We start from the raw sequence: 20,501 nt of genomic DNA on the forward strand, positions 1-20,501 counted from the left end.
CCATCCCCTCAAAAGCTTCGCAGTTGTTCGAAATGCAGCACGCTGGTGCCGGCATTGGCGGCATCGATCTGCATATGATCGAAATAGTTGAGGCAATCCTTGCTCGCATGCACTTTCGGCAGAGCGGCCACCGCATCAGCATGAGAGCGCCACCAGATGACATCGACATAGCTGCCGTCACAGCCGCGCACCAGTTCGCGGTTGAGATAGCCCGGCTGTTGCATCAGAAAACGATCCTGCATTCTCGCAGCCGCTTCCAGAAGTGCGCCTTCGGATACATTGGCGCGGAGCTTGAACGGCGCCCATTCCATAACTTTTCCCGTCATCGTCTTTCCTCGGGTTCAGTCAAATGCCCGTTGCTTATTGCTTAATAGGACAGATAACGACATATTTCAGCGATGGCGCGCACGGCAGATGGAACAAGGCTGAACAGGCTGGAAGAGCTGAAAGGGCTGCTTCGCGAACGTGAGCACGCGACAGCCGCCGAGCTCGCTGCCGAGATGGGCGTCAGCCTGCGCACCCTCAACCGCGACATTGCGCTACTGCGCCAAAGTGGCCTGCCGATCGATGCCGACCGCGGCCGTGGCGGTGGCATGCAATTGCATCGTAGCTGGTCGCTCGGCCGGCTGCATCTCGATCATCTCGAAACGATCGACCTGCTGCTCAGCATCACTATCGCAGAAAAAGTCGGCTCGCCCTTGCTGTTGCAGCATCTGACGTCGATCAAGCGCAAGGTCTCCGCCGCCTTCACCGAAGGCTATCAGGGCCGCATCCGCGACCTGCGCCGGCGCATCATCGTCGGTGCGCCGGCAACGCTCAATGTCGTCAACAGCTATGTGCCGCCGAGCCGGGCCAATCTTGCGCTGATATCCCAAGCCTTCTTCGAGCAGCGGCAGGTGATCATCGATTACGAGGCCGGCGACGGCGTTGTCACCAGCCGCCGGATCGAGCCGCAATTCCTCTATTTGAATGCGCCCGTCTGGTATCTCATCACCTGGGATCACCTGCGGGATGACATCAGAACCTTCCGCGTCGATCGCATCCGCGCGGCAGAACTCCAGCCGGCAACCTTTCGCATCGGCGATCCGAAGATCTACATCGCCGCCGCGGACCGAAGCGCCTCGCTTCTCTAATTCCTCAGAATTCGACGCCCGGCTGTCCCTTGATGCCGGAGCGGAACGGATGCTTGATCAGCTCCATCTCGGTGACGAGGTCGGCGATCTCGATCAGCTCTTCCTTGGCGTTGCGGCCAGTCAAAACGACATGCGTCATGTACGGCTTCTCCGTTTTCAGGAAGTCGAGGACGTCGTTGATATCGAGATAATCATAGCGGAGCGCGATGTTAATCTCATCGAGAAGCACCATCGAATTGCGCTCGTCGCGAATCAAATCCTTGGCCTTCTCCCAGGCTGCGGCAGCGGCCGCCACGTCGCGGGCACGATCCTGTGTCTCCCAGGTGAACCCTTCGCCCATGGTATGAAACTGGCAGATATCGGAGAAATGCTTTTCTATCAGATCCCGCTCGCCGGTCCACATCGCGCCCTTGATGAACTGCACCACCGCGCACGGCTTCCTGTGAGCGATGTGACGGAAAATCATGCCGAACGCGGACGACGACTTGCCTTTGCCCTTGCCGGTATGGACGATGATCAGTCCCTTCTCGTCCGTCTTCGTTGCCATGATCTTGTCGCGCGCGGCCTTTTTCTTGGCCATCTTGTCGGCATGGCGTGCGTCATCGTTCTTCGGTGCTTCAGTGCCCGTTTCGGTTGGTTCTTCGCTCATTCTACTCTCCCTGCAATTGTCGATTTCTGCGCTAGTGGCCCGCCACGCCAAAGGTAAAGCGCCGCCAGCGGTGTCCTCTCGGTTCGCATCGCATGGCGAATATCCGAGGGATGATGAATGATTTCGCCTGTCCAGCGCGGCAGGAAGACTTGACTGTCCTTGCTCCACAGCGAACCGTCGGTCAGCGGAATATAGATTTCCTCGGCGAGGTGATGGTGATCCGGATAATGCACGTCCGGTCCAAGCAGCAGAAAGCCGCCGGCCATTTCATCGCTGACAAAGTGGCCGCGCGTGCCGAAAAGCTCGACCCAACCGTATCTCTGCAGAAAATCGGCGCCGAAATCAGCGATGTTATAGGTCTGCGCCCAGTGCAATGCGTCTGCCGCACCTACGAGGCTGGAAAACAATTCACTTTCCGCGACATCGGCTGGCCGGTGGAGATCGTTCAGATAACTCACGACCGGCAGACTACGTGCCGCAAGTAACCGCCCGCCCATCCGCCAATCAAAGCCTGCAATGAAACGCCTCAATATGGGATCGCTCCGCGAAGCGACATAGCGCTGGAAGGCTTGAAGAAGATCGTCGACCGCACTCAAGCTACGACCTCCTTGTCAGTCAAAGTCTCCAGATCGAACCGTGCCGAATTGCTGCGTGGCGTCCAGAGTTGGCGATCGATCGCTTCGAGCAGACGCTCTTGCATCTCCCGTAAGGCCGCCGGATTCTTCTCCGCCATGAAATCGCGCACCAGGGGATCGACGACAAAAGCCTGATAGACCGCCTCGAAATGATGGTTGCGCACGGCGCCCGTGGTTGCGGCGAAAGCGAAGAGGTAGTCGACCGTGGCTGAAATCTCGAAGGCGCCCTTATAACCATGGCGCATCACGCCATCGATCCACTTCGGATTGACGACACGGCCGCGCACGACACGGCCGATCTCCTCTTCCAGCGAGCGAATAACCGGCTTTTCCGGGCGGGAATGGTCGTTGTGATAGATCGACGGACGAGCGCCCGCGAGTTGCTCCGCAGCAGCCGCCATACCACCTTCAAACTGGTAGTGATCGTCGCTGTCCAGCAGGTCGTGCTCTCGATTGTCTTGATTCTGTACGACTGCCTGAATCGAGCGCAACCGCTCCTCGAACACGCCGCGCTCGGCTTTCCCGTCCTCGCCTGCGCCATAGGCATAGCTGCCCCAGACGAGATAGGCCTCCGCCAGATCGGCGCGACGCTCCCAGCCCTTCTCGTCGATCAATGCCTGCAGTCCGGCTCCATAGGCGCCGGGCTTGGAACCGAAGATACGGTAACCGGCTCGCCGGCTCGCCGAAGCCTCGTCCAGCCCTGCCGCCTCCAGCCGCCTAATCTCGCCGCGCATGCGTGCCGCGATGGGATTGTCTACGGCATCCTCATCCAATGCCCCGACCGCGCGGACCGCCTTGTCGAACAGCGCGATCTGCTCCGGAAAGGCATCGCGGAAGAAGCCGGAAATTCGCAACGTCACATCGACACGCGGCCGCCCGAGCTTTGCCGGCGCAATGATCTCATAGCCGGTAACCCGCCGCGAGGTCATGTCCCAGACGGGCCTGACACCGATCAAGGCCAGCGCCTGGGCAATATCGTCACCGCCGGTGCGCATATTCGACGTGCCCCAGGCCGTCAGCCCGAAGGAAACCGGCCACTCACCGTGATCCTGCACGTAGCGGCGGACTAACAGCTCGGCCGACTTCTTGCCCAGCTCATAGGCCGCCGGCGTCGGCACGGCGCGGCTGTCGACGGAATAGAAATTCCGACCCGTCGGCAAAACATCCGGCCTACCGCGTGTCGGCGCCCCTGAGGGGCCGGGCGGCACGAACCGGCCGTCGAGGCCTTTTATCAAGGCGGCAATCTCCGCATCGCCGCACGCGAGAATGGACGGCTGCAGTTGCGAGAAAATCCCCTCAAGAACCATGTGGGTGTTTACCCATCTCTCTGGACAGACCATCCCGCGTGAAACGAGTTGAGCGGCCAGCAGCTCGATACGTTCGACAGTGTCGCCTTGCGTGCGCCAGGGCGCATCGGAGGCGTCTTGCAGGATAGATGGGCGCGGGCCGAGCCATTCGTCCGCCATATCGCAATCCAGAGGATCGAACGACGTAGGCTGCACCAACGCATCCCGCGCGATCGCCCGCTGCAAACTCTGATCGCCGCCCTCGCCCAATCCCCGCGGCACGCGCGCCAGGGCCACCGTCAAATCCGTGAGCAGCCTTCCGGATGGCGAAACGCCGAAAACATGCAGTCCGTCACGAATCTGCATTTCCTTGAGGTCGCAGAGATAGGCGTCGAGCTTCTTCAGCGCCTCATCCTCACCTTCGCCTTTGGCAATGCCGGCATCCTGATCCAGGCCGATATCGGTGACCAGATCGAGAATCTGTTTGCGCAGCAGCCGAATACGGCGGGGATCGCCGCCGGAAGCCTCATAGTATTCGTCCACCAGCGCCTCGAGGTCCTTGAGCGGACCATAGCTTTCGGCGCGGGTCAAAGGTGGGGTCAGGTGGTCGATGATCACGGCGCTCGCGCGGCGCTTGGCCTGCGTCCCCTCGCCCGGATCATTGACGATGAACGGATAGAGATGCGGCAACGGCCCGAGAATCGCTTCGGGATAGCAGGTTTCTGACAGCGCCAGGGCTTTCCCCGGCAGCCATTCGAGATTGCCATGCTTGCCCATATGAATGACGGCATGCGCGCCGAAAGACCGGCGCAGGAATGCATAGAAAGCGAGATAGCCATGCGGCGGCACGAGGTCCGGCGAATGATAGCTTTCCTTCGGATCGATATTGTAGCCGCGTGCTGGCTGGATACCCACCAGCACGTCGCCGAAGCGGGTGAAGGGCAGTGCAAAGGCGCCTTCGCGAACATAGGGATCGCTCTCCGGATCGCCCCAACGCGCAGTAATCTCGTCCTGAATCTGAATAGGAAGAGAGGAGAGGAAATTCTTGTATTCGCTTATAGAAATGGTCTCGCGTACGACCTTGCCGTCGTGGCCGGAATTGGTCGGCCCGTCCATCAGGTGCCGCATGAGCGCATCGCCATCGGCAGGCAGATCGGCAACCGGATACTCCGCCGCCTGCATCGCTTTCAGCACTTCCATCGTGCCCGCCGGCGTATCGAGCCCGACGCCGTTACCAAGCCGTCCGTCGCGGTTCGGATAGTTCGCCATGACGAGCGCCACCCGCCGATCTTGCGGGCGCGTTTTGCGCAATCCCGCCCAATTGGCCGCCAATCGGGCAGTATAGCGCATGCGGTCGGCTGCCGGCTCGCTGGCAACGATGTTGGCCTCGACACGATCGTCATAACGCGCCGCCGCCTTGAATGAGACGGCGCGGGCCAGCACGCGCCCATCCACCTCCGGTAGCGCGACATTCATGCCGAGATCACGTGCGGAAAGCCCTTGTGACGAAGCATCCCAAGCCTCTCGCGATGAAGCCGAAAAGATCGCCTGCAGCACGACGGCGTCACTCGCCTCCAATACGGTCGGCTGCCGATCCGCGCCCGGCGCCGAAACGGCAAAACCGGTCGTGTTGATCACGACATCGGGCTTCAGCTCGCCGAAAACGCTTTCGAGAATACCGACAGAAACCGGATCCTTGAGGCTATAGGCAAAGACCGGCAATGGCCGCATGCCCTCGGTGATCAGCGCCTCTATCATGGCTTCGACCGGCTTGGTTTCACCGCTCTGCACGAGGGCACGATAGAACGAAATAGCGACGATCGGGGGGTCAAATCCCTCTTCCGCTACCATCGAAGATGCTGAGATATTTCTCCACTCCTCGGTCCCAATCACGCCCCTGCCGGGCCACCAGATCCCCGCCTTCATCAACGGAGCGGCCGGCGCCGGTTTTTCGGCGCCCGACAGCAACGCCCCGGCGTAGCCGAGAAAGTCACGAGAATTCGCATCGCCGCCTTCGATCAGATAGGACCAAAGCGCGTTGAGGTCCTCGAGCGCAACATTGGAGAACGGCGTCAGCCCGGGATCAGGCTTGGAATCTCCCGGAAGTACCGCGATAAGCGCACCGCCGCGTACGGCGCAGGCATGCAACGCCTCGAGCGCATAGTGGAAATAGCTGGCACCGCCAAGCGCCCTGACGATAATCAGCTTCGCATGCCGAGCCGTCCGTTCGATATAGGTATCGACGGACATCGGATGCTTGAGGCTCATCAAGCTCGCAAGCCGCAACGAATGGGCGGCTTCCCCCTGCCCATAGGCGGCAGCGATCGCCGCAAGCTCCGTATCGGCGGCCGACAGAAACAGGATATCGCCCGGCGACTGGCCAAGATCAATCGCCTCCTCACCGTCGCTGATCGTTCCCTTTTGGGCTAGGAGGAGATGCATGCCGCCCCAATTCGTTTCATTGATTTAAGCCGCTTCAAGCGGCTTGATGGCCGCGAATACATCGCTCTTTTCCGCTTGCGCGATCGCGAGATCATAACCCGTTTGCATCGCCATCCAGAAATCTGGCGTCGTGCTGAAAAACCGCGCGAGCCGAAGTGCCGTATCCGGCGTGACCCCGGTCTCCTCCGAAACCAGCCTCTCAATGCGCGTTCGAGGCACGTTAAGATGTTTCGCCAAAGCACCGGCGCTCATCGTCAATGGCTTCAGATACTCCTCCCGCAAGATTTCACCCGGATGGATCGGCGGAAGTTTGGTCTCGGTCATGTTACGCTCCATCAGTGATAATCCACGATCTCGACATCACGCGGTCCAGCTTCGGTCCATAGGAAGCAAATGCGCCATTGATCGTTGATTCTGATCGAATACTGGCCAGAACGATCACCTTGCAAACGCTCCAGCCGATTGCCGGGCGGCGACTGCAGGTCGTCCAGCGCAACCGCATAGTTCAATATTGTCAGCTTGCGTTGCGCGGAACGAACGAGGTCGGCTGGAAAGCCCTTTGGCACGACGCCTGATGCAAGAGCTTCGGCGAACTTCCCCTTGTATGAAACGATCACCGCTATCTCAACTTCCGCCTAAGCAGTATATGCAATGTATCACGACCCGATACAAAATCAAGCTAACTGCACGATCGCCTTGCGCACGATCTCCTCATCCATCTCATGCAATCCAATCACCACAAGCCGCGTCTGGCGCTCTTCGCCCGGCGTCCAGGCGCGGTCGAAATAATGGTCGATGCGGCTGCCGACGGCCTGGATCTGCAAGCGCATCGGCTTGCCGGGCACATCGACAAAACCCTTGAGGCGCAGGACATCGTGTTCGGCAATCACGCCCTTCAAGTTCTCGATAAAGGCAAGCGGATCGGCGATCGGGCCGAGCTCGACGATGAAGCTGTCGAATTCGTCATGATCATGCGGTGCGCCGTCCTCGTGTTCCAGCTCGTGATGTGATTTGCGGTTGGCGATATCGCCTTCGGTGCCGATGCCGAGGCCGAGGAGGATGGCGGCCGGAACCTCACCATTTTTCGCTTCGATGATCGTCGGCTTGCGGGCGGTGCGAGAGGCAACTTCGGTGCGGACGCGACCAAGGCCGGCGACATCGATCAGGTCGGTCTTGTTGAGGACGATGAGATCGGCGCAGGTCAATTGATCCTCGAACAGCTCCTCGATCGGGCTTTCGTGATCGAGCGATTCGTCCTCTACACGACGGGCTTCGACAGCATCGTGATCATCGGCAAAACGGCCAGCGGCGACAGCGGCGCTATCGACCACGGTGATGACGCCGTCGACGGTGACCTGGGTGCGGATATCCGGCCAGTTGAACGCAGCGACGAGGGGCTGCGGCAACGCCAGACCGGAGGTTTCGATGACAATATGATCGGGACGCGCATCACGCTCCAAAAGCTTGGTCATGGTCGGGATGAAATCGTCTGCGACCGTGCAGCAGATGCAGCCGTTGGTCAGCTCGATAATGTCGTCCTCGGTGCAGTTTTCCGCGCCGCAGCCCTTCAGCACGTCGCCATCGACGCCGAGATCGCCGAACTCGTTGATGATCAGGGCGATCTTCTTCCCGCCGGTGTTCTGCAGGAGGTTTCGGATCATCGTCGTCTTGCCGGCGCCAAGGAAGCCGGTGATGACGGTGGCGGGAATTTTTTCCTGGTTCATGCGGATCAACCCTTCATTTTCAGCGGCAGCCCCGCCGCGATAAAATAGACTTCGGCGCTCGCCGCCGCGATCATCTGGTGCAACCGGCCGGCATGATCGCGAAACTCGCGCGCCATACGGTTTTCAGGCACGATGCCGAGCCCGACCTCATTGGAAACGAGGACGAGGCGTGACTTTGCGCCCGGTAGAAATTCGGTGAGAGCGGAAAATTCCGCGGCGATGTTGCGCTCGGCCATCATCAGGTTGGTGACCCAAAGCGTCAGGCAATCGACGAGAACAGCGCGGTCCTCGCCGTCGATCGCCGCCAGCCGCGCCGTAAGATCGAGCGGCTCCTCATGCGTCGTCCAGAGAAGATCACCCCGTTCGGCGCGATGTTGTGCGATGCGATCGCGCATTTCGTCGTCCCAGGCCTGGCCCGTCGCCACGTAATGACGATCGAGGCCGGTATCCGAGATCAGCGATTCGGCGAATCGGGATTTACCGGAGCGTGCGCCGCCGAGAACAAGAACGGCGCGGGACGGTGAGGATAGCATCGGCTATTTCCGCCCCGACACAAAGGCGACCGCGGGCGCGATGCCGCCAAAGCCGCAAAGCAGGCGCCTGCGCGCCCAAAATTCATTTCGCGCCATGACAACCTCCGTGCTGGCAGCCGAGACATCCGTCCCTGGGGTGGGCCTTGTGCCCGGCACGTATGGCAGGTCTCCTGGCTCGCGGATGAGGCGCAGCAAGCGGGGCAAACCGAAATCGGTCGCCTCCGCTCCTGCACCAGCGGATCTCCCTCGCCTTCCCGGCAAACATCATGAAAAGGCGGACGATTCGTAGAATTAGAGGCGTCCAGCCCTGGTTGATCATGATGCCACGCCAGTGGCTTTTCCGGCTCGAAGCTGCTTTCACCTGCCCGCACCACGCGGACCATCAGCAGAATACCCCCAAACCGAATGAAAGACCCTGACCGCTCTACAGTCGCGGGGTCGGCTGTGATGAGAACGCCCGAGTTGGGTCCACCCCTTCACATTCCCTTTTCATCCCATGCGACAGATCGCCGCTCGGGAACCATTCGTTATGCCGCAATAATTAGGCTTTCGGTCCCGGCAAGTCAATCAAGGCCGGCCGATACGACATCGGCTGTCCTAACGGCGAAATATGCATAAAAGTCGCAGCGGTTGGCGCTCTTTTTGCCGTATTTCTTTGATGTTAGGAGTTTATAGAAGCCAAGCACGTAGCTTTGAGCAAAAAACTGTCGTCTGTTCCCCATGTTGCAGAAATTCCAACCGCGCCGCCTCGGCGTCTTCTCCGCCCTATTCGAACTTGGTCGGTTCAGGGCATTGCTGCGTCGTGGCGAATTGGGGCTGGTTTTCGCCGGCGCCCTGGCGGGAATAGTCTCCGGTTGCGCCGTAACAGCGATGAGCTTTGTCTCGCGCAAGCTTCACAGCGCCATCTATGGGATCACCGACTATGAGCGCCTGAGTTCGGCAGCGGTAGCTATACCAGACAAGTCGGTGCTTCTGATCGCGCCCATAGCCGGCGGCATCATCCTCGGCATCTTGCTCTATATATTGTCCCGCACGCGCAAGAAGCCGATGGTCGACCCGATCGAAGCCAATGCGCTGCACGGTGGCCGTATGTCGCTCACCGATAGTATCCTCGTTGCGGTGCAAAACCTGATCTCGAACGGTTTCGGCGCGTCGGTCGGGCTTGAAGCTGGCTACACGCAGCTTGCCGCCGGCATTGCGTCGAAATTCGGCTATAAGATGCAGATGCGCCGCGCCGACCTGCGCATGCTCGTCGGTTGCGGCGCTGCCGGCGCCATCGCCGCCGCGTTCAATGCGCCGCTCACCGGCGCCTTCTACGCTTTCGAGCTGATTATCGGAAGTTATTCCATCCTCACCCTGACGCCGGTCGTCGTCTCAGCGCTGATATCGACCATGATCGCAAGATTGCTCGCCGGTGACGACTTCGCCATCGACATCGATCATTTCGGTGCGATCGTCCCTGCCGACTATCTTCCGGCTGTCCTGCTCGGTGCTTTCTGCGCCGGTATAGGCATCCTGATCATGCAAGGCGTCGCCTGGGTCGAAGAGTTTGCGCGCAAGAGCTCCATCGCGCCGCCCTTCCGTCCGGCGCTCGGCGGCCTTGTCGTCGGCCTGTTGGCGCTGATCTCGCCGCAGGTTCTGTCGGCCGGCCACGGCGCACTGCATCTCAACCTGTCGACAAATGTGACCCTCAGCGCATTGGCCGGACTTTTCATCCTGAAATCCCTGGCCTCCGCCGTGTCGATCGGCTCCGGCTTTAGAGGCGGCTTGTTCTTTGCGTCGCTGTTCATGGGCGCGCTGCTCGGCAAAATCTTCGCCTATTGCGGCCCCTATTTCGATCATGCCACGCTGACGCCGGCCGTCTATGCCGTGGTCGGCATGAGCTCGCTTGCCGTCGCCATCATCGGCGGCCCTTTGACCATGACCTTCCTGGCGCTGGAGATCACCGGCGATTTTCCGATCACCGCCCTAGTGCTCGCCGCCGTCATTACCTCGTCGCTCGTCGTGCGCACCACCTTCGGCTATTCCTTCGCAACATGGCGCTTCCATCTGCGCGGCGAAAGCATCCGCAGCGCCCATGATGTCGGCTGGATCCGCAATCTGACGGTCGTCCGCATGATGCGCCCGGACGTCCACACGGCTGATGTCAACACGAGCATCGAGGAATTTCGTCACCGCTTTCCGATCGGCTCGGCGCAGCGCGTCATTCTTATCGACAAGGACGAGAAATATGCCGGCATGGTGCTGATGCCGGACATTTATGCGAGCCCGGTCGAGAAGGACGACGAGGAACATGGCCTCGCCGATTTCATCCGTCATCGCAACGATTTCCTGCAGCCGCAGATGAACGCCAAGCAGGCCGCCGCCCTGTTCGACCAGACCCAAAGTGACGCATTGGTGGTGATCAACGACCTGATCGAACGCAAGGTGATTGGCCTGCTCACCGAAAGCTATACACTGCGCCGCTACAGCGAAGAACTCGACCGCCGCCGCCGCGAAGTGTCGGGCGAAATTTAGTACACGAGGCTGTCGAGCCAGGCCGGATCAAGCACCGCTTCCAGCTCCGTTGCAATCTGGTCCAGAGCCGCCTCGACGCCGGCGCGGTAATCCATCCGCTCGCCGGTCAGGCCGAAGCTTGCAAGCAGCTTTGCCCGGTAGGCATCGCTGGTGAAAAGCCCGTGCAGATAGGTGCCCATGATCAGGCCGTCGCTGGAAAGCGCACCATCCGGCCGGCCGTCGATCATCGTCGAGGGCCGGTCGCAATCGGTGCCGCGAGTCACGCCGAGATGGATTTCATAGCCCGAGAGCGGTGCGTCGTATTCCCTGGAAAAAGCCACGCTGTTGCGCAATGTCTTTTCCGGCGCCATCTCGGTCTCGACATCGAGCAGGCCAAGCCCCGGTATCTCCGTCACCGATCCCTCTATGCCGAGCGGATCATGCACCATGCGGCCGAGCATCTGGTAACCGCCGCAAATGCCGATGACGCGGCCCCCGCAGCGGACATGATCAGCTATATCCTGATCCCACCCCTGCGCCCGCAAATCCATCAGGTCGCCGATGGTCGATTTCGAGCCCGGCAGGATTACGAGTCCTGCGTCCGCGGGCAACCGCTCGCCAGGGCGCACGAAGACGAGATCGACATCGGGCTCGGCGCGCAGCGGATCGAGATCGTCGAAATTGGCGATGCGCGGCAAGACAGGCACTGCGATCTTCAACGCGCCATCCGAGCCGCGCGCCAGCCGCTCCAGCACGACCGAATCCTCGGCCGGCAGCCGGCCCGCCGCCTTCAGCCAGGGCACGACGCCATAGCAAGGCCAGCCAGTGAAGCCCCCAATGGCATCCACCCCTTCGCCGAACAGCGAGATATCGCCGCGAAACTTGTTGATCAGGTAGCCACGGATCATCCGCCGGTCTTCCTCGGGCAGGATATGATGGGTGCCAACCAGCGAAGCGATCACGCCCCCGCGATCGATATCGCCGACGAGCACGACCGGGACATTGGCGCGGGTGGCAAAACCCATATTGGCGATATCGCCTTTCCTGAGATTGATCTCAGCCGGCGAACCGGCACCCTCGACGATCACCAGATCGGTGCCGGCGCGCATGGTCGCAAAGCTTTGCAGCACAGCGCCGAGCAATTGCGGCTTCAGCGCCTGGTAATCCCTGCCCTTTGCCTGCCCCCAGACCTTGCCCTGCACGATGATCTGGCTGCCGGTCTCCGATTGCGGCTTCAGCAGCACCGGGTTCATATGCACCGATGACGGCACGCGCGCGGCCAGCGATTGCAGCCATTGCGCCCGGCCAATTTCGCCGCCGTCCTCGGCAACCGCGGCATTGTTCGACATGTTCTGGGGCTTGAAAGGGCGCACCCGAACGCCCCTGTTGGCAAACAGCCGGCAGAGTCCGGCGACCAATACCGTTTTTCCGACATCGGAGCCGGTCCCCTGCAGCATGATCGCCTTCGTCATCCGTTATCGCTCCGATATGGCACTACGACCGAAAACCCTGGTTTCGCCTTGATTCTGCCGCGATGATTAACAGCGAAAAGCCGGATCTGCGAGGCAAAAAAGCATCACGTCCTCACATACTCTATTTGCGACATTCGATGACGACTTCATCCATTGTTCGGCGCACTGAAGAGGATTATCTCCATCGCCAATCAAACAACGAATGCCGGTCGGTCCGGCCCGAGGAAACCCCGATGCTCTTCATCTTCAACAACAAGAATTCCATCCAGATCGCCTGGAATTCGAAACTGCCGTCGCGCCGCCCCGAGAGCCGCCTGCAGCAGCTCGATACCCGCTTCGGCCCGATCGGTTTCATCCGCACCTACAGCGTCGGTTGATAGGCCGTCAAGGCCGCCAACCGACCGCACATCAAGCCGCCATGCGAGAGCATAGGCGGCTTTGCTGTTTCCGCCATTCAGGTGCGCCGTGGTCCGTCCGCACCTCGGGAATATCCTATATCGATTCTGCCTGAGACCGTTAGCCTAAGCCCAAAACGCGAAAACCGCGCGATCTCCAGATCGACGCGGTTTGCCAAAAACGCCGGCTCGCTTGCATTTCACACTGCAAGGCTCGCTTCCTCCGGTACGCACTACCTGATCCGGAGAGGCAGGTTTGTCCCCCGCCACGTCCAGATTGATAGCCGGACATCGTTACCGGAGGGTTATTAAGAGCTTAAATAAGGATGAATCCGAAAATTTTTTGAATTTTTTTCGGCTTGCCTCGACAGACTGAAAACGGCGCGAATGGAATAAAAAAGGTCTTTGCCGGGCGCGATATTTTAGCGATGTTTAATCGCTACGGGTTCGCTTGCCTCTTCCATAACCATTTTACAGCCATGAATAGCAGAAAACAGGCTAATTCAAGCGCTTATATAAGCTTTTCGACAAGGCGTGGTAAGCCCGCACGGTCGACGGCAGGTTGATTTCTTCACTCAAATCCTTAGGCTGCATCCTGTCGATGCGAAAAAGAGCACGGTCGCGACATGGTTCGTAGCCGCATAAAGAGCAAGCGCACGACTGAAAAACAGGGGACCGGACAGACGTCGTCAGCGGCGAGTGAACGGTTGTGGTGCGACCACGCTGACGGGGGATCGGCAGGCATCATGTCTGCTGGAGTCGATTCCCGTAACTTAACGAGAACTGGGAGACATTATCCAATGAAGAAGCTCATTGCTTCCGCCATCTTTGCATTTGGTGCCTATGCTTTGGCTGGCTCGGCGCAGGCTGCGGAATGCGGCGACGTGTCAATTGCTGAAATGAACTGGGCGTCCGCCGGCGTCGCCGCGCAGGTCGACAAGATCATCCTGCAGAACGGCTATGGCTGCAACGTGACGCTGGTCACCGGCGACACGCAGCCGACCTTCGCCTCCATGGACGAGAAGGGCGAGCCCGATGTCGCGCCCGAACTCTGGGTCAATGCCGTGCGCACCGCGCTCGACAAGGCCGTTTCCGAAGGCCGCCTGATCGAGGCCGCCCCCCTTCTCAGCGACGGCGGCGTCGAAGGCTGGTGGATTCCGAAATTCATGGCCGACGCCCATCCGGATATCAAGACCGTTCAGGACGCGCTGAAGCATCCGGAACTTTTCCCCGCCCCGGAAGATTCCTCAAAGGGCGCAGTCTACAATTGCCCGTCGGGCTGGAACTGCCAGATTTCCACGGCCAATCTCTATAAGGCGCTTGGCGCCGAGAAGCTCGGCTTCACGCTGGTGGACACCGGCTCGGCCGCTGGTCTCGACGGCTCGATCGCCAACGCCTTCGAAAAGAAGACCGGCTGGCTCGGCTACTACTGGGCTCCGACCGCGATCCTCGGCAAGTACGAGATGGTGCGCCTGAGCTTCAACGTGCCGCATGACAAGAAGGAATGGGATGCTTGCACGGCCATCCAGGATTGCGCCAATCCGAAGGTCAACTCCTATCCGGTTTCCGACGTCTATACCGTCGTGACCAAGGCCTTTGCCTCCAAGGCAGGTATTGCCATGGATTACGTCAAGACCCGCAAATGGGACAACGGCACGGTCGGCAAGGTTCTGGCCTGGATGACGGACAATCAGGGCACCAACGAAGACGGCGCAAAATACTTCCTGAAGACCTACCCCGACATGTGGACCAAGTGGGTATCTCCAGAAGTAGCCACCAAGGTGAAGGCTTCGCTTTGACATGAAACGCCTGGACTGGCGGCCGGCACTGCGTCGGCCGCCAGTTCCATATTCGCAGCCGCGGCGTCGACGCCCATATCGACGGAGTAACGCGGCCTTAGGTCGCAACAAGCGCAGGATGGCGCCTTCAAATGGTGTAAAAAAATAAACAGCAGTCTGACGAACCGGTCGCAGCGCTGCCCACCATCCGCACGTGAAGGCCACACGCACGGGCTGGTCAAAACCGGACAAGAAGGGGAATTTCATGGCTATACAATGTAGTTTTTTGCCGGATGTTCTATGTAATTTTCCGGCGATCGACGACACTCTCATTCGCGCCGCGCGCAAGAATATCGATGATGGCTTCAGAGGAATAGTGCGGGCTTATGGCAATGTCATCGATGCCGTGGTTCAGCCGCTGCAATGGTTTCTGAACTATCTGGAATGGCTTTTCACCAATACGCCTTGGTTCATTGTGCTCTTCGTCATGATGGCCGTCGTCTACGCCGCCAGCCGTAATCTCAAGATCGTCGCCGGCACCGCCATTTCCATGATCCTGATCGGCGTCTGTGGCCTCTGGGGCGACACGATGGTGACCCTTGCCATGGTGACCGTCTGCACCCTGATCGCGATCGTCATCGGCCTGCCGATCGGCATATTGATGGCACGTTCCGATCGGCTGCAATCGATCATCAACCCTACCCTCGACGTGATGCAGACGATGCCAAGTTTCGTCTATCTCATCCCCGTCGTCGTTATTTTCGGCATCGGCAAGGTCCCTGGCCTGATCGCTGTCGTCATCTATGCCGTTCCGCCGATGATCCGGCTAACCAATCTCGGCATCCGCCTCGTTGACAAGGAAGTGCTTGAGGCAGCCGACGCCTTCGGCTCGTCGCACCGGCAGAAGCTGTTCAACGTGCAGATTCCGTTGGCGCTGCCCACCATCATGGCCGGCATCAATCAGACCATCATGATGTCGCTCGCCATGGTCGTCGTCGCCTCGATGGTCGGCGTCGGCGGGCTTGGCAAGAACACGCTGCAGGCGATCAACAATCAGTTCTTCACAGTCGGCTTCCTCAACGGCTTCGCCCTGGTCGCGATCGCCATTATTTTTGACCGCACGAGCCAGGCCTACGGCAGACGGCTCCAGAAGCACTCGGAGGTCATCCATGGCTAGTCATGCGATCCAGATCAAAAGCCTCTACAAGATCTTCGGCCCACGCGGGCGCGACTATGTGGATGCGGTGAAAAACGGCATCGGCAAGGCCGAGCTCAACGAGACGCATGGCCATGTCCTCGGCCTGCAGGATATCAATATCGATATGCCGGCCGGCGCCATTACGGTCGTCATGGGTCTCTCCGGCTCCGGCAAATCGACGCTGATCCGCCATATCAACAGGCTGATCGAACCGACCGCCGGCGAAGTCCTCTATGACGGCGTCGACGTCTGCAAGATGGGCGAAAATTCCCTTCGCGAGTTCCGCCGTCACAAGACGGCGATGGTGTTCCAGAAATTCGCCCTGCTGCCGCACCGCACGGTGATCGAAAACACCATCTACGGCCTGGACATCCAGGGCGTGGCCCGGACAGAAAGCCAGAAGAAAGGCCAATACTGGATCGAGCGCGTCGGCCTGAAGGGGTTCGAGAACCACTATCCGAACCAGCTTTCCGGCGGCATGCAGCAGCGCGTCGGCCTTGCCCGCGCGCTCACCAACGATGCCGACATCCTGTTGATGGATGAAGCCTATTCAGCACTTGACCCGCTGATCCGTGTCGACATGCAGACCGTGCTTCTCGACTTGCAGAAGGAGTTGAAGAAAACCGTCGTCTTCATCACCCACGATCTCGACGAAGCACTGCGCCTCGGCGACAAGATCGCCATTCTTAGGGACGGCAAGGTCGTGCAGCAGGGCAGCGGCCAGGAAATCGTGCTGAAACCTGCCGACGACTACATCACCGCCTTCGTCAAGGAAGTGAATCGCGGCCGCGTTATTCAGGCTCAGACGATCATGAAGCCGATTGTTGGCGAGGCGCACGGCGTACGCATATCCGGCGACATGACGCTGGAAATGGCGGCCAAACAGATGACCGACGGCGGACAGACCGCTGCCGTCGTCACCGATGCCGGCGGCCGGCCGATCGGCGCAATCGACCTGCAAACCATCATTGCCGCCATGGTGACGCCGACGACACATGAAGCGGCGCAGATGGCAGCCGCCTGAAACGAACCTCCATCGTGAAGCGAAAAAGCGCCCTACCCTGGGCGCTTTTTTCTTGTCCATCGCATTATCGGGTAACCTCTGCCTTTATCCCGGCATTGTAATCATATAAAGAAATGTTTATATCTGCATTTCAATCCGATTTATCCGACGCATTCGAGGAGACGCCATGACCGTCACAGCCAATCCCTTGACCGATCTTCTTGCCGAAAAGGGCGTGCTGCTCGCTGATGGCGCGACCGGTACCAATCTTTTCGCCATGGGCCTGGAGGCCGGTGAAGCGCCGGAACTCTGGAACGAGCAGCATCCCGAGCGGATCACCAAACTGCACCAGGATTTCGTCGACGCTGGCGCCGACATCATTCTCACCAACACCTTCGGCGGTACCCGCCACCGGCTGAAGCTGCACCATGCGCAGGACCGCGTTCACAGCTTGAACAAGCAGGCAGCCGAGATCGCCCGCGCCGTCGCCGACAAGGCTAACCGCAAGGTCATCGTCGCCGGCTCCGTCGGCCCGACCGGCGAATTGTTGATGCCGCTTGGTGCGCTGACCTATGAGGACGCCGTTGCCGCCTTCGCCGAGCAGATCGAAGGCCTGAAGGCCGGCGGCGTCGATGTCGCCTGGATCGAGACCATGTCGTCGCCGGAGGAAATCCGCGCCGCCGCCGAAGCCGCCGTCAAGGTCGGCCTGCCCTACACCTATACCGGCTCCTTCGACACCGCCGGCAAGACGATGATGGGCCTGCATCCGAAGGATATTCACGGTGTCGCCAATGATGTTGGCGAAGGCCCGCTCGCCGTCGGCGCCAATTGTGGCGTCGGCGCATCGGATATCCTCTCGAGCCTGCTCGACATGACCGATGCCGATCCTGCTGCGGCCGTGATCGTCAAGGGCAATTGCGGCATTCCGGAATATCGCGGCGCCGAGATCCACTATTCCGGCACGCCGCCGCTGATGGCCGATTACGCCCGCCTCGCCCGCGATGCCGGCGCAAAGATCATCGGCGGCTGCTGCGGCACCTCCTGCGGCCACCTCGCCGCCATGCGCGAGGCGCTCGACAGCTATACGCCCGGTCCGCGCCCGACGCTGGAAACAATCGTCGAGCGGATCGGCCCGTTGCGCAACAAGACCGCCAACGAAGGTGGCGCCGCCCCGACGCGCGAGCGCCGTCGCCGGGGATAAAAACAATCGGGCGGAATGTCCTTTAGATGGTCATTCCGCCCACATCTCGAATGATGGCATCGTCCGAAAACGATGTACATGCTGATCCTCTGAGTTCAGCTCAAAGCCTATTTTTCGCCGCCGAGGATACGGCCCTCGGTGAAATGCGGAACGACGCGGCTCTCGAACGCCTTCAGGGCCGCGCCGATTGCCTGGTGCATGTCGAGATATCGGTAGGTGCCGAGCCGTCCCCCGAAATGGACGTTGGTTTCCGCTTCCGCGCGTGCCCGGTATCGCAGGAAGACATCCTTATCCTGCCGGGTGTCGATCGGATAATAGGGCTCATCCTTTCGCTGCGCCGAGCGCGAATATTCCCTTACGATGATGGTCTTTTCCGTCTGATAGCTTCTTTCGGGATTGAAGTGGCGGAACTCGAGGATGCGCGTATAGGGGATGGTCTCATCGGCATAGTTCATGACCGCCATGCCCTGGAAATCGCCGGTGTTGACGGTCTCCTGTTCGAAATCGATCGTGCGCCAGCCCAATTCCCCTTCCGAATAGTCGAAATACCGATCGATCGGCCCTGTATAGACGATCGGTAGATTCGGCGGCAGCGAGGATTTCAGCGAAAAGAAATCAACACCAAGGGCGATATTGATCTTGGGATGCTTCAGCATCCGCTCGAAGATCGCCGTATATCCGTCGACCGGCAGACCCTCGTATTTGTCGTTGAAATATCTGTTGTCGTAGGTGTAGCGGACCGGCAGCCGCGTGATGATATGCTCCGGCAGATCGCGGGGGTCGGTCTGCCACTGCTTTGCGGTGTAGCCGCGGATGAACGCCTCGTATAAGGGCCGACCGATCAGGGAAATCGCCTTCTCTTCCAGATTCGCCGGGTTGCGCCCTGCCATCTCGGCCGCTTGGTCCGCGATCAGCGTCCGCGCTTCGGCCGGAGAAAGACGCCGGTTGAAGAACTGGGAGATGGTGCCGAGATTGATCGGCATCGAATAAACCTGATCCCGATAGGTCGAATAGACCCGATGCTTGTAATCGGTAAATCCGGTGAACCTATTCAGATAGGTCCAGACCGTTTCGTTCGGCGTATGGAAAAGATGCGCACCGTAACGGTGAACCTCAATCCCGGTCTCGCTGTCGAATTCGCTATAGGCATTACCGCCGATATGACTGCGGCGATCGATCAGAAGAACATTCTTTTGCAGTTGGTTCGCAACCCGCTCGGCAATCGTCGCGCCATAGAAACCTGCGCCGACGATCAGCAGGTCAATGTTGGAAAAATCGATCATGAAACTTTCAGGTCCCCAGGATTGGAAAGGAAATCAGCTTGCTGGCTCGGCTGCGCCCACGACACATGGCCACACAGCTGGGCGCATCAGTTCACGCCTGGAATTCTCGTGTAGGTAAACCCATAGGCATTCCAGAGCGCCGCCTGCTCGGCAATTGCAGACCGGACGTCATAGCTCGCGCCGATCGGCCGGGTATGAACGATACCGACCGCATCGATGATGCCCATGCGCGCCGCGGGCCGGCCAAGGAATGAAGGCCACAAATGATCCAGGCCATAGCCCGAAACCGCATCCTTGATGCTGCCGACGCAAATGCGCAGTGCGCGGCGCGAAAAGAGCGGGCACATGATCTCGACGAAGGGTTCGAAGCGGACGTCGCCCCCTTGGCGCTGAGCGGTTATCGGATGATTGATGTGGCAACCGGGCTCCTGGCGAAGCGATGGCTGAGCCAGATCGAGCCCGTATTTGCGCGACAAATGGAACATCTTGTTCAAATCCGATCCGCTGCATAGCAGATCGTCATCGGGCAACCAGATGCGATCGTAATCCCAAAGCGGGCTGCCTTCGTAAAACAGATCGAAGATCGGTTTGAATTTCCGTTGGTTCGGCGCATGGGTCAGGTATTCCGGCGAAACCGATGCGTCGGGGGTTTCGTCGCCGTACCAGCTTACGCAGAGATCCCAGGTGCGCGTATTGTCGTCGAGCCCGTCGAACCAGCGCGGATGCAGGGATGAACCGTTGGCGCGGACGACAACGAGATTTGCCCGGCGCGCAGCCGCCGGCGGCTGCTTGAGGAACATCGCCCGACGCGCGATATGAGGCGATGTCGGCGATACCGGATGCGGCGGATGATCGACGAGGTTCAGAATGTAGATCGCTTCGACGCCGCCAAGGACGGCGTGGCCGGCAAGCGCCACGACCACCGAATTCACGACACGAGCCGCGGTGAATACGATCGTCGGCATCCCCTGGCTGTCGAGGATGCAAAGTTTACCATTGGCCACGTACCAGTGATCCAGCGATCCGTGAAAGGCGTTGCCGACAATTCCCTCGGGGGCAAGCACGACGAACGGCAACAACTGCCGCCCGTTCAGATCGCTCAATTGCCAGAATGTGCCTGAAAGCATCTCTGCCTGCAAAGGCGGAGCATCAGCCCATTGTTCTGCAATTGCCACACGCTCCGCATGCGAAAGAGTTTGCAGATTACTCGCGGCAAATGATGTCATGGATTGCCCCTATTCCTCGGCCTGTCTGATTTTCGTCCGGCTGCCCT

Annotated in this window: 18 protein-coding genes; 7 read left to right on the forward strand and 11 right to left on the reverse strand. The window is 59.7% G+C overall.

All coding sequences use genetic code 11. From position 1 onward, the window contains the following. Window positions 1-8 precede the first annotated feature (8 nt). Window positions 9-326, reverse strand: coding sequence for an antibiotic biosynthesis monooxygenase family protein (locus ACXHXG_RS07820; RefSeq protein WP_283050810.1), 318 nt, complete (start codon window positions 324-326; stop codon window positions 9-11). Between the two features lie 72 nt (window positions 327-398). Between ACXHXG_RS07820 and ACXHXG_RS07825 the strand changes: the two genes are divergently transcribed. Next, the gene (locus ACXHXG_RS07825; RefSeq protein WP_104823378.1) at window positions 399-1,133 is read left to right on the forward strand and encodes a helix-turn-helix transcriptional regulator; all 735 of its coding nucleotides are present in this window, start codon (window positions 399-401) and stop codon (window positions 1,131-1,133) included. 4 nt (window positions 1,134-1,137) lie between these two features. Here ACXHXG_RS07825 and cobO read toward each other — a convergent pair whose 3' ends face one another. From cobO to cobU, 7 genes are read right to left on the reverse strand one after another with little or no spacing between them, the layout of a single operon-like run. Beyond that, window positions 1,138-1,782 carry a cob(I)yrinic acid a,c-diamide adenosyltransferase gene (gene cobO / locus ACXHXG_RS07830; RefSeq protein ID WP_104823379.1) on the reverse strand — a complete coding sequence of 215 codons (645 nt, stop codon included), beginning with the start codon at window positions 1,780-1,782 and terminating at the stop codon, window positions 1,138-1,140. After that, window positions 1,779-2,378, reverse strand: coding sequence for a dimethylsulfonioproprionate lyase family protein (locus ACXHXG_RS07835; RefSeq protein WP_457898952.1), 600 nt, complete (start codon window positions 2,376-2,378; stop codon window positions 1,779-1,781). The genes cobO and ACXHXG_RS07835 overlap by 4 nt, the downstream gene beginning before the upstream one ends. Next, window positions 2,375-6,145, reverse strand: coding sequence for a cobaltochelatase subunit CobN (cobN, locus tag ACXHXG_RS07840; protein ID WP_457898953.1), 3,771 nt, complete (start codon window positions 6,143-6,145; stop codon window positions 2,375-2,377). Before cobN ends, ACXHXG_RS07835 begins: the two co-directional genes overlap by 4 nt. Window positions 6,146-6,169: 24 nt before the next feature. Continuing rightward, window positions 6,170-6,469 (reverse strand): HigA family addiction module antitoxin, encoded by a 300-nt coding sequence (locus ACXHXG_RS07845; RefSeq protein WP_457898954.1) that lies wholly within the window; start codon window positions 6,467-6,469, stop codon window positions 6,170-6,172. An 11-nt stretch (window positions 6,470-6,480) separates the two neighbouring features. After that, entirely contained in the window at window positions 6,481-6,762 is a 282-nt protein-coding gene (locus ACXHXG_RS07850; RefSeq protein ID WP_457898955.1) for a type II toxin-antitoxin system RelE/ParE family toxin, read from the reverse strand. 57 nt (window positions 6,763-6,819) lie between these two features. Further along, entirely contained in the window at window positions 6,820-7,869 is a 1,050-nt protein-coding gene (gene cobW, locus ACXHXG_RS07855) for a cobalamin biosynthesis protein CobW (RefSeq protein WP_457898956.1), read from the reverse strand. 5 nt (window positions 7,870-7,874) lie between these two features. Continuing rightward, on the reverse strand, window positions 7,875-8,402 hold the full coding sequence (cobU, locus tag ACXHXG_RS07860) for a bifunctional adenosylcobinamide kinase/adenosylcobinamide-phosphate guanylyltransferase (protein WP_283050825.1): 528 nt from the start codon (window positions 8,400-8,402) through the stop codon (window positions 7,875-7,877). Window positions 8,403-9,122: 720 nt separating this feature from the next. On the opposite strand from cobU, the gene ACXHXG_RS07865 reads away from it, so the two are divergent. Continuing rightward, entirely contained in the window at window positions 9,123-10,919 is a 1,797-nt protein-coding gene (locus tag ACXHXG_RS07865) for a chloride channel protein (protein ID WP_457898957.1), read from the forward strand. Here ACXHXG_RS07865 and ACXHXG_RS07870 read toward each other — a convergent pair. Continuing rightward, the gene (locus ACXHXG_RS07870; protein WP_457898958.1) at window positions 10,916-12,370 is read right to left on the reverse strand and encodes a cobyric acid synthase; all 1,455 of its coding nucleotides are present in this window, start codon (window positions 12,368-12,370) and stop codon (window positions 10,916-10,918) included. The two genes, ACXHXG_RS07865 and ACXHXG_RS07870, sit on opposite strands and share 4 nt — an antisense overlap. A gap of 233 nt (window positions 12,371-12,603) precedes the next feature. On the opposite strand from ACXHXG_RS07870, the gene ACXHXG_RS07875 reads away from it, so the two are divergent. From ACXHXG_RS07875 to bmt, 5 genes are all read left to right on the forward strand, one after another. Beyond that, window positions 12,604-12,747: a hypothetical protein gene (locus tag ACXHXG_RS07875; RefSeq protein ID WP_162950158.1), complete on the forward strand. Its 144-nt coding sequence runs from the start codon at window positions 12,604-12,606 to the stop codon at window positions 12,745-12,747. 818 nt (window positions 12,748-13,565) lie between these two features. Further along, window positions 13,566-14,564 carry an ABC transporter substrate-binding protein gene (locus ACXHXG_RS07880; protein ID WP_104823386.1) on the forward strand — a complete coding sequence of 333 codons (999 nt, stop codon included), beginning with the start codon at window positions 13,566-13,568 and terminating at the stop codon, window positions 14,562-14,564. Between the two features lie 244 nt (window positions 14,565-14,808). After that, complete coding sequence (locus ACXHXG_RS07885) at window positions 14,809-15,720, forward strand: ABC transporter permease (protein ID WP_104823387.1); 912 nt, start codon at window positions 14,809-14,811, stop codon at window positions 15,718-15,720. Beyond that, window positions 15,713-16,765, forward strand: a complete 1,053-nt coding sequence (locus ACXHXG_RS07890) for a quaternary amine ABC transporter ATP-binding protein (protein WP_104823388.1) — start codon at window positions 15,713-15,715, stop codon at window positions 16,763-16,765. Before ACXHXG_RS07885 ends, ACXHXG_RS07890 begins: the two co-directional genes overlap by 8 nt. A gap of 166 nt (window positions 16,766-16,931) precedes the next feature. Next, complete coding sequence (bmt, locus tag ACXHXG_RS07895; protein ID WP_104823389.1) at window positions 16,932-17,945, forward strand: betaine--homocysteine S-methyltransferase; 1,014 nt, start codon at window positions 16,932-16,934, stop codon at window positions 17,943-17,945. A 107-nt stretch (window positions 17,946-18,052) separates the two neighbouring features. On the opposite strand, the gene glf is transcribed toward bmt, so the two are convergent. After that, complete coding sequence (gene glf, locus ACXHXG_RS07900; RefSeq protein WP_104823390.1) at window positions 18,053-19,228, reverse strand: UDP-galactopyranose mutase; 1,176 nt, start codon at window positions 19,226-19,228, stop codon at window positions 18,053-18,055. 86 nt (window positions 19,229-19,314) lie between these two features. After that, window positions 19,315-20,454 (reverse strand): DUF707 domain-containing protein, encoded by a 1,140-nt coding sequence (locus tag ACXHXG_RS07905; protein WP_104823391.1) that lies wholly within the window; start codon window positions 20,452-20,454, stop codon window positions 19,315-19,317. Between the last annotated feature and the right edge of the window lie 47 nt (window positions 20,455-20,501).

It is taken from the genome of Rhizobium sp. LEGMi-198b (assembly GCF_054114205.1).

Excerpts from the sequence above, each read along its gene's own strand:
- cobW (WP_457898956.1), bottom strand. The coding sequence starts at position 7,869 with ATGAACCAGGAAAAAATTCCCGCCACCGTCATCACCGGCTTCCTTGGC.
- ACXHXG_RS07820 (WP_283050810.1), bottom strand. The coding sequence starts at position 326 with ATGACGGGAAAAGTTATGGAATGGGCGCCGTTCAAGCTCCGCGCCAAT.
- ACXHXG_RS07885 (WP_104823387.1), top strand. The coding sequence starts at position 14,809 with ATGGCTATACAATGTAGTTTTTTGCCGGATGTTCTATGTAATTTTCCG.
- ACXHXG_RS07870 (WP_457898958.1), bottom strand. The coding sequence starts at position 12,370 with ATGACGAAGGCGATCATGCTGCAGGGGACCGGCTCCGATGTCGGAAAA.
- cobU (WP_283050825.1), bottom strand. The coding sequence starts at position 8,402 with ATGCTATCCTCACCGTCCCGCGCCGTTCTTGTTCTCGGCGGCGCACGC.
- ACXHXG_RS07845 (WP_457898954.1), bottom strand. The coding sequence starts at position 6,469 with ATGACCGAGACCAAACTTCCGCCGATCCATCCGGGTGAAATCTTGCGG.
- bmt (WP_104823389.1), top strand. The coding sequence starts at position 16,932 with ATGACCGTCACAGCCAATCCCTTGACCGATCTTCTTGCCGAAAAGGGC.
- cobN (WP_457898953.1), bottom strand. The coding sequence starts at position 6,145 with ATGCATCTCCTCCTAGCCCAAAAGGGAACGATCAGCGACGGTGAGGAG.
- glf (WP_104823390.1), bottom strand. The coding sequence starts at position 19,228 with ATGATCGATTTTTCCAACATTGACCTGCTGATCGTCGGCGCAGGTTTC.
- ACXHXG_RS07890 (WP_104823388.1), top strand. The coding sequence starts at position 15,713 with ATGGCTAGTCATGCGATCCAGATCAAAAGCCTCTACAAGATCTTCGGC.
- ACXHXG_RS07865 (WP_457898957.1), top strand. The coding sequence starts at position 9,123 with ATGTTGCAGAAATTCCAACCGCGCCGCCTCGGCGTCTTCTCCGCCCTA.
- ACXHXG_RS07875 (WP_162950158.1), top strand. The coding sequence starts at position 12,604 with ATGCTCTTCATCTTCAACAACAAGAATTCCATCCAGATCGCCTGGAAT.
- ACXHXG_RS07825 (WP_104823378.1), top strand. The coding sequence starts at position 399 with ATGGCGCGCACGGCAGATGGAACAAGGCTGAACAGGCTGGAAGAGCTG.
- cobO (WP_104823379.1), bottom strand. The coding sequence starts at position 1,782 with ATGAGCGAAGAACCAACCGAAACGGGCACTGAAGCACCGAAGAACGAT.
- ACXHXG_RS07905 (WP_104823391.1), bottom strand. The coding sequence starts at position 20,454 with ATGACATCATTTGCCGCGAGTAATCTGCAAACTCTTTCGCATGCGGAG.
- ACXHXG_RS07880 (WP_104823386.1), top strand. The coding sequence starts at position 13,566 with ATGAAGAAGCTCATTGCTTCCGCCATCTTTGCATTTGGTGCCTATGCT.